The sequence below is a fragment of the Variovorax sp. dw_308 genome, from assembly GCF_019207085.1.
GTDB lineage: Bacteria > Pseudomonadota > Gammaproteobacteria > Burkholderiales > Burkholderiaceae_C > Variovorax.
Map to the genome: position 1 here is coordinate 18,146 of NZ_JAATOM010000013.1, position 13,906 is coordinate 32,051.

Consider the following 13,906-nt stretch of genomic DNA (forward strand, 5'->3'; position numbering starts at 1 on the left):
AGCATTCGCCCGGCCACGGCGACGAAAGGCTATTTTGCACCTGCTGCTTGCCGCACTTCCTCGGAAGTTTGCCTTCGAGGTCGGCCCGGATTCGTCGATTCGTCCAGCGTTCCCAACGGAGACTGGTGCGCTGCTCGGCTCTGGTGCGAATTTTCGACGTGGCCGAATAGCCGCGCGAGTGCGTTCGCGCCGGGTCAGGCCGAAAGCCCCGCGTTCCAGATCGCGGCCGCGAATTGGCCTTGAAGGCCCAACCGGCAAAGATTGAACTGTCCCTTGCGAAGCGATGCAGCAACTCCACGCCGGCGATCGTCACCGCCGCCGGTCGAAGACCTTGAAGCCGAGCATGGGGTTGATGCGCGACTTCACGCCCCGATGGTCTTGCTCGATCATGTTGTTCAGATACTTGGATGATCGCAGCCGTGTGTGTTTCCAGAGCGTGCTCTGTGCTGGCAGTTCTCGCACCGCGCGGTGCGAGGCAGCATAGCCATCCAGCGTCATACTCACTGGAGCGCGGCCTTGCGTCTCTAGCGCTTTGCGGAAGGAATGCTCTGGTGCAAACGGCCGTTGCACGCATCTGGCGCGCCTTCGGCTTGCAGCCGCACCGCCAGGAGACGTTCAAACTGTCCAGCGATCCGCTGTTCGTGGAGAAGGTTCGTGACATCGTGGGCTTGTACCTGTATCCGCCGCTCAAGGCCATGGTGCTACGCGTGGACGAGAAGAGCCACCCATTAGCTAGCCCCGGCCCCGGCCATGAGCCGCCTGTCGTCCACCGCTTGCTAGCGTCTGCACAACACCCGCGAGCCGCCGTTCGATGGAGTCGAAGTTCGATCTCCACAAGGCTGATGGCGACGGCGTTGCTACTTGCCGTGCTTCAACTGCATTGCTACCAACGCACCTTGATGCCGAGCGAGCCTTGCACTGAGGACTTCACGCTGGCATCGCCGCCCATGTTCCACTGGTGGCCGATTTCGCCGCAAAGGCTTGTCGTCGATGACAGCGCCAGGGTCGCGCCCGCCGCGATTTCGCTGGCGCTGTAGCTGCCCTCGCTTGCGATGGCGGTCGATGCCGCCGGTCCGATGAATAGGGCTGCATCGCCGCCGAAGTTCGCGCGGTAGAAGTTCAGGCACCCATAAGGCTGCAGCCGCCCGGCGGCAGTGGCCAGATCCCCCTTGATGCGCAAGCCCAGCCGGGCGATCCAGCCGCTGGCCGAGTCCTGCTGTACGCGCGCGCCGCTGAGGAGCAGGTCGTCGATGCTGTTGTGCTGCCAGGCCAGTTGCGCCTGCGGCTCGATGCTCCAGCGCTCGTTCAGCGCAAACGCCTTGCCGCCTTCCACCGAGGCGGTGAAGCCGCTGGCCTTGCCCGAGACCGTAGGATTCCCGGCCGGTCGGACGTCGTAGCGGTGGCTGGCCCCTTGCAGCGCACACTGTCGAAGTACCAGCCGCTGGCATCCATCCAGGTCGCGTAGGCGCCCAGGAAGCGCGAATTCAGGTCATTGCTGCCGACAGCCGTGTTGAAGATGCCATGCGCATTGCCGCTGACATCGGCGTTGCCGTCCAGATAGCCGACGTAGACGCCCGCGCGCCAGGTGTCCGTCACCAGCAGGTCGGTGCCGGCCTGCAGGCCGCTCACCCGCATGGCGGTCCGGGCCTCCGCGACGCCGGGCTCTGCCACGTCCAGGTCCGCGTACACGAGGCGTCCCCAGGCCCGGCGCGTGCCGGCTCGGCAAGGCCCACGGCGTCGGTGTCACCGAATCGGTGCCGAAAGCCCCAGGTGCTTCATCGCCCATCACCGCTGCGAGCGTGTGTGGTCCGTGGTGCATGAGCCCACGCCCGAGGAGGAAGATGCGCGTCGCACGCACCGCGAACTCGCCCGGCTGACAAAGGAGCGCACCTCACACACGAACCGCATCGGCTCGCTGCTGGTGCTGCACAACCTTCGCCCGCACGTCATCATCGGCGGACGCGACTGGGCGCGCTGGTGGGAACGCAATTGCGAGCAGGTACCGCCTGTGTTGCGCGCCGAGATCGAGCGCGAGAGCGCTCGGCTTGCGTTGGTCAAACAGCAGGTGAAGGCGATGGAGGCCGAGCGGCGCGAGGGACTGGCCGGTGGCAAGCACCCGCAGGTGACGCAACTGGCCCGGTTGCGCGCCATCGGAGCCAAGGGCGCTTGGGTGTTGGTCAAGGAGGTGTTCGGCTGGCGGCGCTTTGCCAACCGGCGCGAGCTGGCCGGTTGCCTGGGGTTGGCGCCCACGCCATATGCCAGCGGCGACAGCCAGATCGAGCAGGGCATCAGCAAGGCCGGCAACAAGCGAGCACGGACCATGCTGGTGGAACTCGCCTGGAGCTGGTTGCGCCTGCAACCCGATAGCGCTTTGACCCAGTGGTTCAACCGTCGTTTCGCCGGTGGCGGCAAGCGGATGCGTCGCGTGGGCATCGTCGCCGTGGCGAGAAGACTGGCGATCGCACTGTGGCGCTACCTTCAGTACGGCGAGATCCCGCCCGGGGCCTTGCTCAAGCCGGCCACAGCCTGAAGTCCCGCAAGCAGACTGCTCTCACGAATGGCGGCCGAGGAACGCATCATCATGATCAAAGGTCGACGCGCCCGCAACGACTGCGGGTCACTGCATCGAAGTGACCGTCACGAAAGAAGGGGCGCGCCGGTAACCGGGGTTTGCCAGTGCGCTTCGCGCGCATGCAGCATGAGGTGCAAGGTGTCCGCATCCTGCACGGATAGAAGTTCGTTCGGGCACTGGCTCGAACGCTCGCCACGCCCCAACCTCGGATCAAGATGTGTCACCAATGCCGCCACGGCCGAACCCGCTCAGCAACACGAAGGTAGTCACCATGAAACGCCATTCAGATGTTGATTGAAAGACTTGACAAACAAGTCCTCATAGAAGCAGTCGTCCGAACTTGCGATAGCAGGGTAGCCGCCAAGATGCCGCCGAGCTACGACTGCAATACCTTCAGACCGGGCGTTGATGCCGGGGTCTTCTTCGCGCTGGGACGACTGGAGTCGTCACAGCGTGAGTTGGTCGAGCAACCCTCAAAGGCAGCAACCGCTGCGTAGGCGACTGTCAAACTATGCGCTCGACAGGTCAAGATGCTGGTGCGGACGCCTTCCGCAACAAATCCACGGAACTTGGGAAGTTCTTCACCTACTGCCTGGCGCACCCGAATCGCTGATCGGCCTCCGTGCGGTGTCGTCTATGGCCGTGACGTCGATGCTCGCGAGCGCGTCACAAGTCCGCTGCGCTGCTTTTGGATCGCCTCAAGTTGTGCCAGTTGTGCCGGACATTCAGTGGATGCGGTCACCAGCACGAGGGGGCTGCGCCTGAGCGCCGTGATCGTCTTCTCGACGCTCGCCGCCTCGCGATTCGGAGACACCAGTCCCGCGACAACGGCGGCTCTCGATCGGCGGGTAAATGCTTTCTCGAATACTGGAGTCCCGCAGCGTGCCGCGATCACGCGGTAGTCGGCCTCCTGCTGCTCGCCGTGCAGCGGCGCAACGCCTTGGGTTTGCGCATGGGCTAAGGGGCTCAGGCTTGCCATCGCCATCGCGCCCGCAAGGGTCGTCGCGATGAAGAAATTATTGAACATCAGGGCTCGGCACTGCGCGCTTCGCATCGCGCCATCGTAGTGCCGCAAGTCGGTCCGGCGCCAGCACTTCAACCATATCGTGGCGGAGGCGCCACGCCGATCGCTCGCGCCGCTGAAATCCTCGGTCGTTGCCCCGTCAGGCGACTTGATCTCGCTCTGCTATTGTTCGCGCCACGGACGGGGATCGACTGCGCTCCTCTTCAGGCGGCAGCGGCGGGGCACAGAATGTCCGTAGCCTCGCTCAGCCGTTTTCACGTGCCAGTTCCTCGTCTCGTAGTGAGGTCCCGACGAGCGTCCGTACGCTACCGCTCAGTGAGCTAGCCTTGTTTGGGTTTGGCCAAAATCACCGACACATTGAAAGGTGAGACGCGGGTTTTATTGCTGAGCTTTGGGCCGCAACTGAGAGCCAAAGTTCAGGCTGCCGCCCTCGTCTGTCCAAACCTTGAAGGATTCCCTGGATAGCGCGACGTCGCAGGCGTCCCGGCCCCGCGCAATCAACACGCGCCCAATACGCTGCGTGTTGTTGCGCGCGTCGAAGGTGTACCAACAATCGCCGAGATAAGCCTCGGACCACGCCGCAAAATCCCCTGGCGCGTAAGGCGGCTGCGTGCCGACGTCGCCAAGATAGCCGGTGCAATAACGTGCCGGGATGTTCAGGCAGCGACAAAGCGCGATCGCCAAATGGGCGTAGTCGCGGCACACGCCCTGGCCTTCGTTGTAGCCGCCCAGCGCGGTGCGCGTCCGACTTGCATTCTGGTAGCCGAACTTGATGTGTTGGTGCACAAAATCGCAGATCGCCTGCACGCGACCCCAGCCAATTGGGCCTGAGCCAAAGCGCTGCCAGGCGATTTCGCTGAGCTGGTCGGTCTCGCAATAGCGGCTGCCAAGCAGATAGACCAGCGTCGATTCCGGGAGATTCTCCACCGGCGTCTGCGTTGCCCACGGGGCGACGAGATCTGCTGCGCCGCTGTCGTTGATCAGCGCGTCGGTATTGAGGACGAACCGACCCGCGGGCGCCACGATGCGAGTGCACCAGTTGCCGAACAGATCGCGGTACGCGGTGACCGGTACCGATGGACTCGTCACCAGGCGATCGGGCCGCACCAGGTCGGACGCACGCGAATAGTGGATGCTCAAGGTCAGCATCATCGGCGTCGGCTGGGGGCACTGATACACCATTTCAAAACCAACGCGTAGTTGCATGCTCGCCCTCTGTTGCTTCGCCAGGCCACACCACCAGTGCGTGCAGTTTTCGCCCGCGTATCACCGTACTTAGAAGTCGAAACAGACCCGGTGCGTCCCTTTTCCCTGCGGCATTCGCAAGCCCTCAGGTCGCGGTGGTCGCCGGAAGCAACCGGTCGTACTCGGACTTGACGACTGCATAGCACTCGCAGGTGCGCTTCTCCAACCCCGCGCGATCCAGCACCGAGATGTGACCTCGCGCATAGCGGATCAGGCCCGCCTGCTGCAGCTTGAGCGCCCCCTCCGTTACGCCCTCGCGCCGGACGCCGAGCATGTTGGCGATCAACTCTTGCGTCATCACGAGGTCGCTGCCCTGCAGGCGGTCGAGGCTCAGCAGGAGCCAGCGGCATAGCTGTTGGTCTAGCGAATGGTGCCGGTTGCACGCGGCCGTCTGCGCCATCTGCGTGATCAATGCCTGGGTATAGCGCAGCAGCAGGTGCAGCACCGGGCCGGCCCGGTTGAACTCCTTTTTCATGAGATTTGCCTTCAATCGGAACCCATGGCCGGCGCTCTGGACCACGGCGCGACTGGGCGTAGATTCGCCGCCCATGAAGAGCGAGATACCGACGATGCCCTCGTTGCCCACCACCGCGATCTCGGCCGAGGCACCGCTTTCCATCACGTACAGCAACGACACGATCGAGGTGGTCGGAAAGTACACGTGGCTCAGCGCCCTGCCCGATTCGTAGAGCACCTGTCCCAATGGCATGTCGACCGATTCGAGTTCCGGGAACCACCGCTTCCGCTCGGCGTCGGGCAATGTGCACAGCAAGTGGTTATCCAGGGGGTCGGGGGACTTGGGCATAACGCAACTCCGCAACAAGACAGGCACCAAGATCCAGTCGGAGCCGCGTCCACCGCGTTGCTCACGATGAAAGCCAGTATAGGCATCGCGGAACGCCTGTGTGCGGTGTCGCACAGTGACCGCGACGGGAGTGTTTCATCAGGCGGGTGTAAGTGGGCCTGACCAGTCCAGTCAGCTCGCCGGGGGAACGCGCGGCACGCAACTGGTACTCCGCAATATTCCATGACACGTAGCTGATGTCGTTGCTTCGCAGTTGCTTGGCCAAGCACGAAGTTGTTCAGCGACAACGGTGAAGGATGTCCACTTCCATTCGCCGGGGCAACGCCGATTGACCGCGTGCGTTTGCGAGCCATCGCGCGCGCGATGTTTTCAGCGAAAGGCTTTCGCGCGTGCGCCACTGTGTATGTTTGACACCGCACAGACCGGCCTTCCTCGAAGGGTTAAACAAGAAGTCGTACGCCTTTGAAGAACAAGCGGGCGGTAGCCGATAAATGAACCGACAAAATCCAAGGACTGGAGCATGCGTAACTTTCTCGCCAACAATCGGGAGGAGCTGGTTTCACGCTGCAAGTCGAAGGTTGCGCTGAGGCCTCAGCGCTCCGCCACTGAAAAACAGTTGGCAAACGGCATTCCGTTGTTCCTCGACCAGCTGATCAAGACCCTTGAAGCGGAAGATGCTGACAAGCCCGCGGACAGCATCAGGATCTCGGGGCCATCAGGCGGAGATTCGATAGACTTGTCTGAAATGGGGGTGGGCGCCGCTGCCCATGGCAAGGAACTGCTGAAGCTGGGCTACACGGTGGACCAGGTCGTTCACGACTATGGCGACCTTTGCCAGGCGATCACGGACCTTGCCTTTGAACGCGACGCCCCGTTCGCCATTGGCGAATTCCGCACTCTGAATCGCTGCCTTGACAATGCCATTGCGGACGCTGTCACCGAGTTCAGTTATCAGCGGGATACGCAAATCGCCCGTCAGCACAGCCTCGACGCGAATGAGCGTTTCGGATTTCTGGTTCACGAACTGCGCAATGCCCTTGGGACGGCAACGCTTGCGATCCACGCTCTCGAGCTGGGCAACATGACTGTGGGCGGCGCCACCGGGACAGTCCTGAAACGCAGTCTGTCAACGATGGGCGGCTTGATCAGTCGGGGGCTCGCCGAGGTGCGCAGTGGCCCGCCTGAACAGCGCCATACATTTTCCGTCGCCTCGTTCATCAAGGACGCCGATGCCGCGGCCCAACTCGTTGCCAGCGCCGCAGGTTGCGTCCTCAAGGTGCCAGCTGTAGATCCACTGCTTGCCATCCGCGGCAATCGCGAACTCCTGCTGGCCGCATTGGCAAACCTTTTGCAGAACGCCTTCAAGTTCACGCACGCCAACACCGAAGTTGCCTTGACGGCTTATGAGTCCGGCGAACACGTCCTGATCGAAGTCGATGACCACTGCGGCGGGCTGCCACCCGGGAGTGCTGCAAAAATGTTCGCACCCTTCAGTCAGCACAGCCATGACAAGTCGGGCCTGGGGCTGGGCCTTTCCATTGCGCGCCAAAGCGTTGAGGCCAACTCTGGCACCCTGACGGTGCGGGACGTGCCGGGCACCGGTTGCGTTTTCACCATCCGCCTGCCGCGCCACGGGATCTTGTGAGGACCAACCTGCTCAGCCGCTTTGGCCCCCCCGGACGTTGAGCCACTTATTCACCGTTTCCGCTTGTCGGTCGAGGACAACTATCTGATCCATGTCGGTGCAGCAAGGTGTTCGCCGGGCGCAGGCGAGGCCCACGCGCGGCGTCGTCGGGCCTCCGATTCAGCACGTCGCCGAAAAGTTGGCGAGGTCCATTCCAACCCGCACAAATGTGCGATGGCGTACGGACAAATGCTACGAATCCTTCCACTCTTCTCGAGGACAGTCTGTCGGCGCTGATAGCTGATTCATCGGCGCCCACCCATGCTGAGCGCTCCTCGGTGCCGGATTGGAGTCGTCATGAATGCATCGCCCACGAACAACGTCGGTCCGCCGCCTGCCATTGAATTCAGCGAACTCGGCGTCATGCTGGAGTTGTTGTGGCGAGGAGAGAGGACGGCCCTTGCAAAGTGCACTTTCTGTCGAACCCTGAATCACCGGTGGGCATCGCACTGCGCGGCCTGCTCGAGCAAGCTGCCCGCCATCTATAGGGACCCGTTAGGCGTTGCGAGAAACCCGCCCAGCGCGCCAACGATTGCAACGCCTACCCGTCATCCTGTCGGAGCGGGCGGCCACGTACGCCGCGAACTCGCAAACATGCTGCTTTGGATGCTTGCAATGCCGCGCGATGTTTGTTGGCTTCGTTGGCTGGTATGCGTTACACCGCATAAATCAGCCGTCGCCGGTGTCTGCGGTTGTGGCTGGGGGCGCGTTGCCGGGTGGGCGAGCGGAGCTGACACAAGCGACGAGCCTTGCCAAGACGCGCAAGCCGGAAAGGCTGGGGGGTGTTGGCGTTACGGCCAACACCAATAAGGAAATCGTCATGGTGCGCACGGACAAACAACGAATGCCCGTTGTTGCCCCCATGCTCGCCGCCGTCCCGACCCCGCCGCCGCAAGCGCCTCGGTGGAGGATCGCGCGCTCCGCTGCGCACAGCGGAGCGGACCCCACTGCCTCCTGCAACGGCGAGATGTTTCTGCTGCGAGCGATGTGCCTCAACAGGCAATGTGCGGAGCCGCAGAACGCTGCGCATTCGCGCTGCATCGGGGTCGTCAGACAGCGACGCATCGACGAGGCCCGGCGCAATCCAACATTGGTCGGTTGAGGCCATCAAAGATGTACCTTTGAGAGAGTGCGGCAAGGGGCGGTTGACATCGTGTCGGGCGACGCCACGGAGGTTCACATCTGCGGCGCGGTCCCACAGACCGCGGTGTGCAACCGGCACCACTCGCTGGATCAGCAACTGTGCCGCTGGCTACTTCTGAGCATGGATCGCCTGGACGGGAACGAACTTGTGATGACGCAGGAGCTGATCGCCAACATGCTCGGCGTCCGCCGCGAGGGCGTCACCGGAAGTGCACTCAAGCTACAGAAGGCAGGGTTGATTCGATATGCTCGCGGGCGCATCGAAGTCCTCGACAGGCAGGGCATCGAGCATCGCTGTTGCGAGTGCTATACGGTCGTCAAGAAGGAATATGACCGTCTTCTGCCCGACCGCATCGCGAGTTGAGCAGCCTCGACTTCCCGCTGCTTCCGGCGCGCGTGTTCCTCTTGTCCATGCACTATGCAGATCACTGCTGCAGGCGCATTGGTGCACTCGTTCACGACGCCGTGGCGCCTGCCCTTTCGACATCGGGCACTACGCGCCGCTGCGAAAGAAGGACGAACTCGCGTTCCAAAGTGAAATCACCGGACGCAGGGCGTGGTCAGCATCCGTCCCGAGGATGCTGAGCGATGCCGGATCGAGCGCAAAATGCCGGCCTTCGCGCGGCGGCAACAACAACCATCTCGCCGCCAGCACACGGCCGAACTGACCATGAGAGAACAGTGCCACGTTGCCGCGTTCCTTGCGCAGCCTATGCAGGAGCCGGTCCGCGCGATCGGCAACATCTGCGGGCGCTTCGCCGCCGGGGCAGCCATCCTGCCAGATGTCCCAGCCAGGCCGCTTGTTCAAGATCTCCGGCGTGCGCAGGCTCTCATAGTCGCCATAGTCCCATTCGGCCAGGTCGGGTTCTATCTCGGCGTCGGTCCCGAGTTCCGCAAGAGAGCACGTTGCGCGCGCTCGCAAACGCGGGCTGCTCAGCACGCGCGAGAAGGAGACCTGCTTCAGCAGCGGTGTCAGGGCCTGCGCCATCTGCTCGCCGTGGGGAGTCAAGGGGAGATCGGTAAGACCGGTATGCCGGCCGGAAAGCGACCATACGGTTTCGCCGTGCCGGATCAGGTAGAGCCGCAGGCTGGAGACCATCAGGTGTCCATCGACACGTCGTACTCACCACGGACGGCGGCGCAACTGCTGCGGGCGCGGTGGAGCAGCGCACTCTGCGCCGCTTGGCGGTTCTCCTCCTTGCCTGACCAAACTTCCAGTGCAGATTGCTGCAGGGCACGACCGAACGAGAAGGACAGCAGCCAAGGCAGCGGCGCGACGCTGTCAGGCCCGTGTCGCGAGTGCATGGCGCTCAGTCGCGCCGCAGCCGCTTGTGCCGACTGCCCGCCTGACAAAAACGCGATGCCCGGGACTGCTGCCGGCACCATCCGGCGCAGGCACCGGACCGTCGCATCGGCCACTTCTTCGGCCGTATCCTGCCGACTGCACGCCAACCCTGCAACGACCATGTTGGGCTTGAGGATCATCGCCTCCAGCAGCACGCCCTGCATCGCCAACTCGTGGAACACATGGCGCAAGAAGGCTTCGGTGATCTCCCGGCAATGCGCCTGCGTATGGTCGCCGTCCATCAGGACCTCAGGCTCGACGATGGGCACAAGGCCCGCCTCCTGGCACAGTGCGGCATAGCGTGCCAGTGCGTGCGCATTGACCCGAAGGCAGGCGTCGCTCGGCCCTGCAGCGCCCTGGGGCGCGGGGTCGACGACGGCGCGCCACTTGGCAAATCGCGCCCCCATCCCGACATAGTCCCGCAGGCGCTCACGAAGCCCGTCGAGCCCTTCGGTAACCTTTTCTCCCGGATGTCCTGGCAGCGCCTTGGCGCCCGTATCGACCTTGATGCCGACCATGATGCCCGCGTCGGAGAGGACCTTCACGAAGGGTGTTCCGTCGGCCGTGGCCTGGTGGATGGTCTCGTCATAGAGGATGGCGCCGCTGATGTAGTGGCCAAGGCCCGGCGTCGTGACCAGCAAGTCCCGATAGGCGCGCCGCATCTCCACGGTCTGCGCAATGCCAGCCTCGGCGAAACGACGATTGCAGGTGCCATTGCTCTCGTCCATGGCGAGCAGGCCCTTGCCACCGGACAGCATGGCCTTCGCAGCGTCGGACAGTGTTGCTCCGTTCATTGCAAGCTCACGACTGCCACTTCCAGTTGAGAACCTCCGGCAGGTCCTTGCCGTGCTGGTCGATGTAGAGCTTGTGCTCGATCAGCTTGTTGCGCGTCATCTGCTTGAGGTAGTCCCCCTTGCTGCCCAACTGCGGGAGCCGGTCGATGACGTCCTGCACGAGATGAAAGCGGTCCAGGTCGTTCTGCACGCGCATGTCGAAGGGCGTCGTGATCGTGCCTTCTTCCTTGTAGCCGCGCACGTGCATGTTGCGGTTGGTGCGCCGATAGGTCAGGCGGTGCACCAGCGTCGGGTAGCCGTGAAAGGCGAACACGATGTGCTTGTCCCGGGTGAACAGCGAATCGAAGTCTGTTTCGTTCAGTCCATGAGGATGCTCGCTGGCGGATTGCAGCTTCATCAGGTCGACCACGTTGACGACGCGGATCTTCAGCTCAGGCAGGTGCTCACGAAGAATGGACACGGCCGCAAGCAACTCCAGCGTCGGCGTGTCGCCGCAGCAGGCCATGACCACGTCGGGTTCGCTGTCGTGGTCGTTGCTGGCCCACTTCCAGATCCCGATGCCCTCGGTGCAGTGCACGACGGCCTCGTCCATCGTCAGCCATTGCGGCAGCGCATGCTTGCCGGCAATCACCACGTTGACATAGTTGCGGCTTCGCAGGCAGTGGTCCATGACCGACAGCAGGCAGTTCGCATCGGGCGGTAGGTAGACCCGCACGATGTCCGCCTTCTTGTTGATGACGTGATCGATGAAGCCCGGGTCCTGGTGCGTGAAGCCGTTGTGATCCTGCTGCCAGACATGGGAAGCGAGCAGGTAGTTCAACGAGGCGATCGGTCGACGCCACGGTAGTTCGCGCGTGACCTTGAGCCACTTGGCATGCTGGCTGAACATCGAATCGACAATGCGGATGAACGCTTCGTAGCTGTTGAACAGGCCGTGACGGCCGCTAAGCAGATAGCCTTCCAGCCAGCCCTGGCACTGGTGCTCGCTCAGCATGGAATCCAGCACTTGGCCGTCGGCCGCGAGGAACTCGTCGTTGGACAGCAACTCGGTGTCCCACTGCCGGCTGGTCGTCTCGAAGACCGCGCCCAGCAGGTTCGACAGCGTTTCGTCAGGACCGAAGATCCGGAAGTTGCGCTGGTTCCCGTTCGAGGCCGCAACATCGCGAAGAAAAGCGCCGAGCACGAGCGTGTCCTGCCGCTGCAGCGCGCCGGGCGCAGGCACGTGGACGGCATGCGCGCGGAAATCGGGCATGTGCAACGCACGCAGCAGCAAACCACCGTTGGCATGCGGATTGGCGCCCATCCGGCGATTGCCCTTGGGCGCCAGCGCGGCGAGTTCGGGCACCAATCTGCCGTCCTCGTCGAACAATTCTTCTGCCTGGTAGGTCTTCATCCAGCGCTCGAGCACTTCGACGTGCTGCGGGAAGTCCGGATTGACCAGCAGCGGGACCTGGTGCGAGCGGAAGGTGTTTTCGATCTGCAGGCCATCCACCTGCCTTGGACCGGTCCAGCCTTTGGGCGACCTGAGCACGATCATGGGCCAGCGCGGCCTGGTCTTCACATTGCGATTGCGCGCATCGTCCTGGATCTGTTGAATGAGTTCGATGGCACGGTCCATCGCGTCGGCCATGCGCTGGTGCATCAACGCCGGCTGGTCACCTTCCACGAAGAGAGGGGTCCACCCGCACCCGAGAAAGAAATGTTCCAGCTCTTCGTGGCCAATGCGCGCCAGTAGCGTCGGGTTGCTGATCTTGAAGCCGTTGAGATGAAGGATTGGCAGCACTGCGCCATCCGTGATCGGATTGAGAAGTTTGTTGGAATGCCAGGCGGTCGCCAACGGTCCGGTTTCCGCTTCTCCGTCACCGACGACGCAGGCAACGATCAGCCCCGGGTTGTCGAAGGCCGCGCCGAAGGCGTGACTTAGCGAGTAGCCGAGTTCGCCACCTTCGCTGATGGAGCCGGGCGTGGTGGGCGCCACATGGCTTGAAATGCCACCTGGAAACGAGAACTGCTTGAAGAGCTTCTTCATGCCTGCCAAGTCTTGCGTGACGTCGGGATAGACCTCGCTCCACGTCCCCTCCAGATAGACGTTGCCGACCAACGCCGCCCCGCCGTGTCCGGGGCCAGCCACGTAGAACATGTCCAGGTCGTACTTGTTGATCACGCGGTTCAGGTGCACGTAGATGAAATTCTGGCCTGGGACCGTGCCCCAATGCCCCACCACCAGCGGTTTGATATGGGCCATGGTCAGCGGCTCGCGCAGCAAGGGGTTGTCGTAGAGGTAGATCTGGCCCACGGCCAGGTAGTTGGCCGCCCGCCAGTAGGCGTCGATCTTGAGCAACTGGTCCGGCGCGAGCGTATTCGGGTTTTTCATGAAGCGTTCCGGTGTTCCAGCGATCGCACCTTTGCGAGGCGACGATGATGGCGTGGTGCGCCGCTGAAGCGAGCGGCGAGAAAGACGGTGATCAGTTCCAGGGCGAGCCCGACACCGATGGCCTTGCCGCCAAGGCACAGGATGTTCATGTCATCGTCCCTCGACGCCGCTGCCCGGAAGCGATGCCGAATCTCATCAAGCAACAGTAGGTTCCTGCCAAGCAGCCGTCTGTTCGCTGCCGCACAGAAGCTGATTGGTGCGACAGCGAACAGACAGACGACCGGCGCCTGCGCACAGGCGTTTCAGTGCATCGAAGTGCCGGCGACCTCGTCCGCCCCGATGCGCCTGGCATCAGCAAATCCCGAATTGCTGACGGACCTCGATCGATCGAAGGAGAAACAAAGATGCTACGCAGCATGAAGGACCTCGAACTTACGAAATCGGCGCATCCGATGGACGCATAGGTCACGTCAAGGACTTCTTTTTCGACGACCATCAATGGGTCGTGCGCTACCTGGTGGTGGACGCAAGCAGTTGGCTGAGCAGCCATAAGGTGTTGATCTCGCCGATCTCCATACACGGCACGGACTGGCGAGCCGGGTTGCTGAACGTGTCGATCACCCGCGAGCAAGTCAAGAACGCGCCCGACATCGATAGCGAGAAGCCCGTCTCACACCAGTACGAGGTGCACTACGCCGCCTACTACGGCTACCCGAACTACTGGGGCGGCCTTGGAATTTGGGGTGGCGGCAGCTACCCCGGCATGCTGTCGACGAACTGGGGATTCGGCGACAACGACGAGTCCCGACGGGCGATGACAAGAGATGACCTGCGTTCTTGCTGGCACCCTGTGCTACTGCGCAAGCGGCGAAACCGGCGGACGCGGCACCGGCCAAGCCGGCGCAAGGGTGCCTGACCGA

At 62.9% G+C, this 13,906-nt stretch carries 11 protein-coding genes and 4 pseudogenes; 5 read left to right on the forward strand and 10 right to left on the reverse strand.

The features are described from left to right. Nucleotides 1–324: 324 nt before the first annotated feature. A pseudogene (locus HCU76_RS22775) lies at nucleotides 325–540 on the reverse strand (DDE-type integrase/transposase/recombinase); the annotation flags it as partial. Nucleotides 541–563: 23 nt separating this feature from the next. Between HCU76_RS22775 and HCU76_RS22780 the strand changes: the two are divergent. Continuing rightward, nucleotides 564–722: pseudogene (locus HCU76_RS22780) on the forward strand (IS630 family transposase); the annotation flags it as partial. A 161-nt stretch (nucleotides 723–883) separates the two neighbouring features. Here HCU76_RS22780 and HCU76_RS22785 read toward each other — a convergent pair. After that, nucleotides 884–1,417 (reverse strand): autotransporter domain-containing protein, encoded by a 534-nt coding sequence (locus HCU76_RS22785; RefSeq protein ID WP_256354379.1) that lies wholly within the window; start codon nucleotides 1,415–1,417, stop codon nucleotides 884–886. After that, nucleotides 1,306–1,695 (reverse strand): annotated as a pseudogene (locus tag HCU76_RS22790) (autotransporter domain-containing protein); the annotation flags it as partial. The gene HCU76_RS22785 and the pseudogene HCU76_RS22790, both read right to left, overlap by 112 nt. A gap of 118 nt (nucleotides 1,696–1,813) precedes the next feature. On the opposite strand from HCU76_RS22790, the gene HCU76_RS37265 reads away from it, so the two are divergent. Beyond that, a complete protein-coding gene (locus tag HCU76_RS37265) occupies nucleotides 1,814–2,530 on the forward strand; it encodes a transposase (protein WP_345944813.1) in 717 nt (238 codons plus the stop codon). Between the two features lie 676 nt (nucleotides 2,531–3,206). Here the strand turns inward: HCU76_RS37265 and HCU76_RS22800 are convergent. The 3 genes from HCU76_RS22800 to HCU76_RS22810 form a co-directional block, all read right to left on the reverse strand. Beyond that, complete coding sequence (locus tag HCU76_RS22800; protein WP_218510730.1) at nucleotides 3,207–3,599, reverse strand: hypothetical protein; 393 nt, start codon at nucleotides 3,597–3,599, stop codon at nucleotides 3,207–3,209. Nucleotides 3,600–3,974: 375 nt separating this feature from the next. Beyond that, on the reverse strand, nucleotides 3,975–4,802 hold the full coding sequence (locus HCU76_RS22805) for a transglutaminase family protein (RefSeq protein ID WP_213959981.1): 828 nt from the start codon (nucleotides 4,800–4,802) through the stop codon (nucleotides 3,975–3,977). Nucleotides 4,803–4,926: 124 nt separating this feature from the next. Then, a complete protein-coding gene (locus tag HCU76_RS22810; protein WP_213958986.1) occupies nucleotides 4,927–5,646 on the reverse strand; it encodes a Crp/Fnr family transcriptional regulator in 720 nt (239 codons plus the stop codon). A 520-nt stretch (nucleotides 5,647–6,166) separates the two neighbouring features. Here HCU76_RS22810 and HCU76_RS22815 point away from each other — a divergent pair. Next, the gene (locus tag HCU76_RS22815) at nucleotides 6,167–7,291 is read left to right on the forward strand and encodes a HAMP domain-containing sensor histidine kinase (protein ID WP_218510731.1); all 1,125 of its coding nucleotides are present in this window, start codon (nucleotides 6,167–6,169) and stop codon (nucleotides 7,289–7,291) included. 1,237 nt (nucleotides 7,292–8,528) lie between these two features. Further along, a pseudogene (locus HCU76_RS22820) lies at nucleotides 8,529–8,837 on the forward strand (Crp/Fnr family transcriptional regulator); the annotation flags it as partial. A 129-nt stretch (nucleotides 8,838–8,966) separates the two neighbouring features. Here HCU76_RS22820 and HCU76_RS22825 read toward each other — a convergent pair. Genes HCU76_RS22825 through HCU76_RS22840 form a run of 4 tightly spaced genes read right to left on the reverse strand, consistent with a single transcriptional unit; the run spans nucleotide 8,967 to nucleotide 13,189 of the window. Then, nucleotides 8,967–9,572 (reverse strand): histidine phosphatase family protein, encoded by a 606-nt coding sequence (locus tag HCU76_RS22825; RefSeq protein WP_218510732.1) that lies wholly within the window; start codon nucleotides 9,570–9,572, stop codon nucleotides 8,967–8,969. Then, on the reverse strand, nucleotides 9,572–10,612 hold the full coding sequence (locus HCU76_RS22830; protein ID WP_218510733.1) for a class I fructose-bisphosphate aldolase: 1,041 nt from the start codon (nucleotides 10,610–10,612) through the stop codon (nucleotides 9,572–9,574). The genes HCU76_RS22825 and HCU76_RS22830 overlap by 1 nt, the downstream gene beginning before the upstream one ends. A gap of 7 nt (nucleotides 10,613–10,619) precedes the next feature. Then, complete coding sequence (locus tag HCU76_RS22835) at nucleotides 10,620–12,986, reverse strand: phosphoketolase (protein ID WP_213959910.1); 2,367 nt, start codon at nucleotides 12,984–12,986, stop codon at nucleotides 10,620–10,622. Then, complete coding sequence (locus HCU76_RS22840) at nucleotides 12,983–13,189, reverse strand: RpiB/LacA/LacB family sugar-phosphate isomerase (protein WP_256354361.1); 207 nt, start codon at nucleotides 13,187–13,189, stop codon at nucleotides 12,983–12,985. Before HCU76_RS22840 ends, HCU76_RS22835 begins: the two co-directional genes overlap by 4 nt. A gap of 302 nt (nucleotides 13,190–13,491) precedes the next feature. On the opposite strand from HCU76_RS22840, the gene HCU76_RS22845 reads away from it, so the two are divergent. Further along, nucleotides 13,492–13,902 carry a hypothetical protein gene (locus HCU76_RS22845; RefSeq protein WP_213959912.1) on the forward strand — a complete coding sequence of 137 codons (411 nt, stop codon included), beginning with the start codon at nucleotides 13,492–13,494 and terminating at the stop codon, nucleotides 13,900–13,902. The last annotated feature ends 4 nt before the right edge of the window (nucleotides 13,903–13,906 follow it).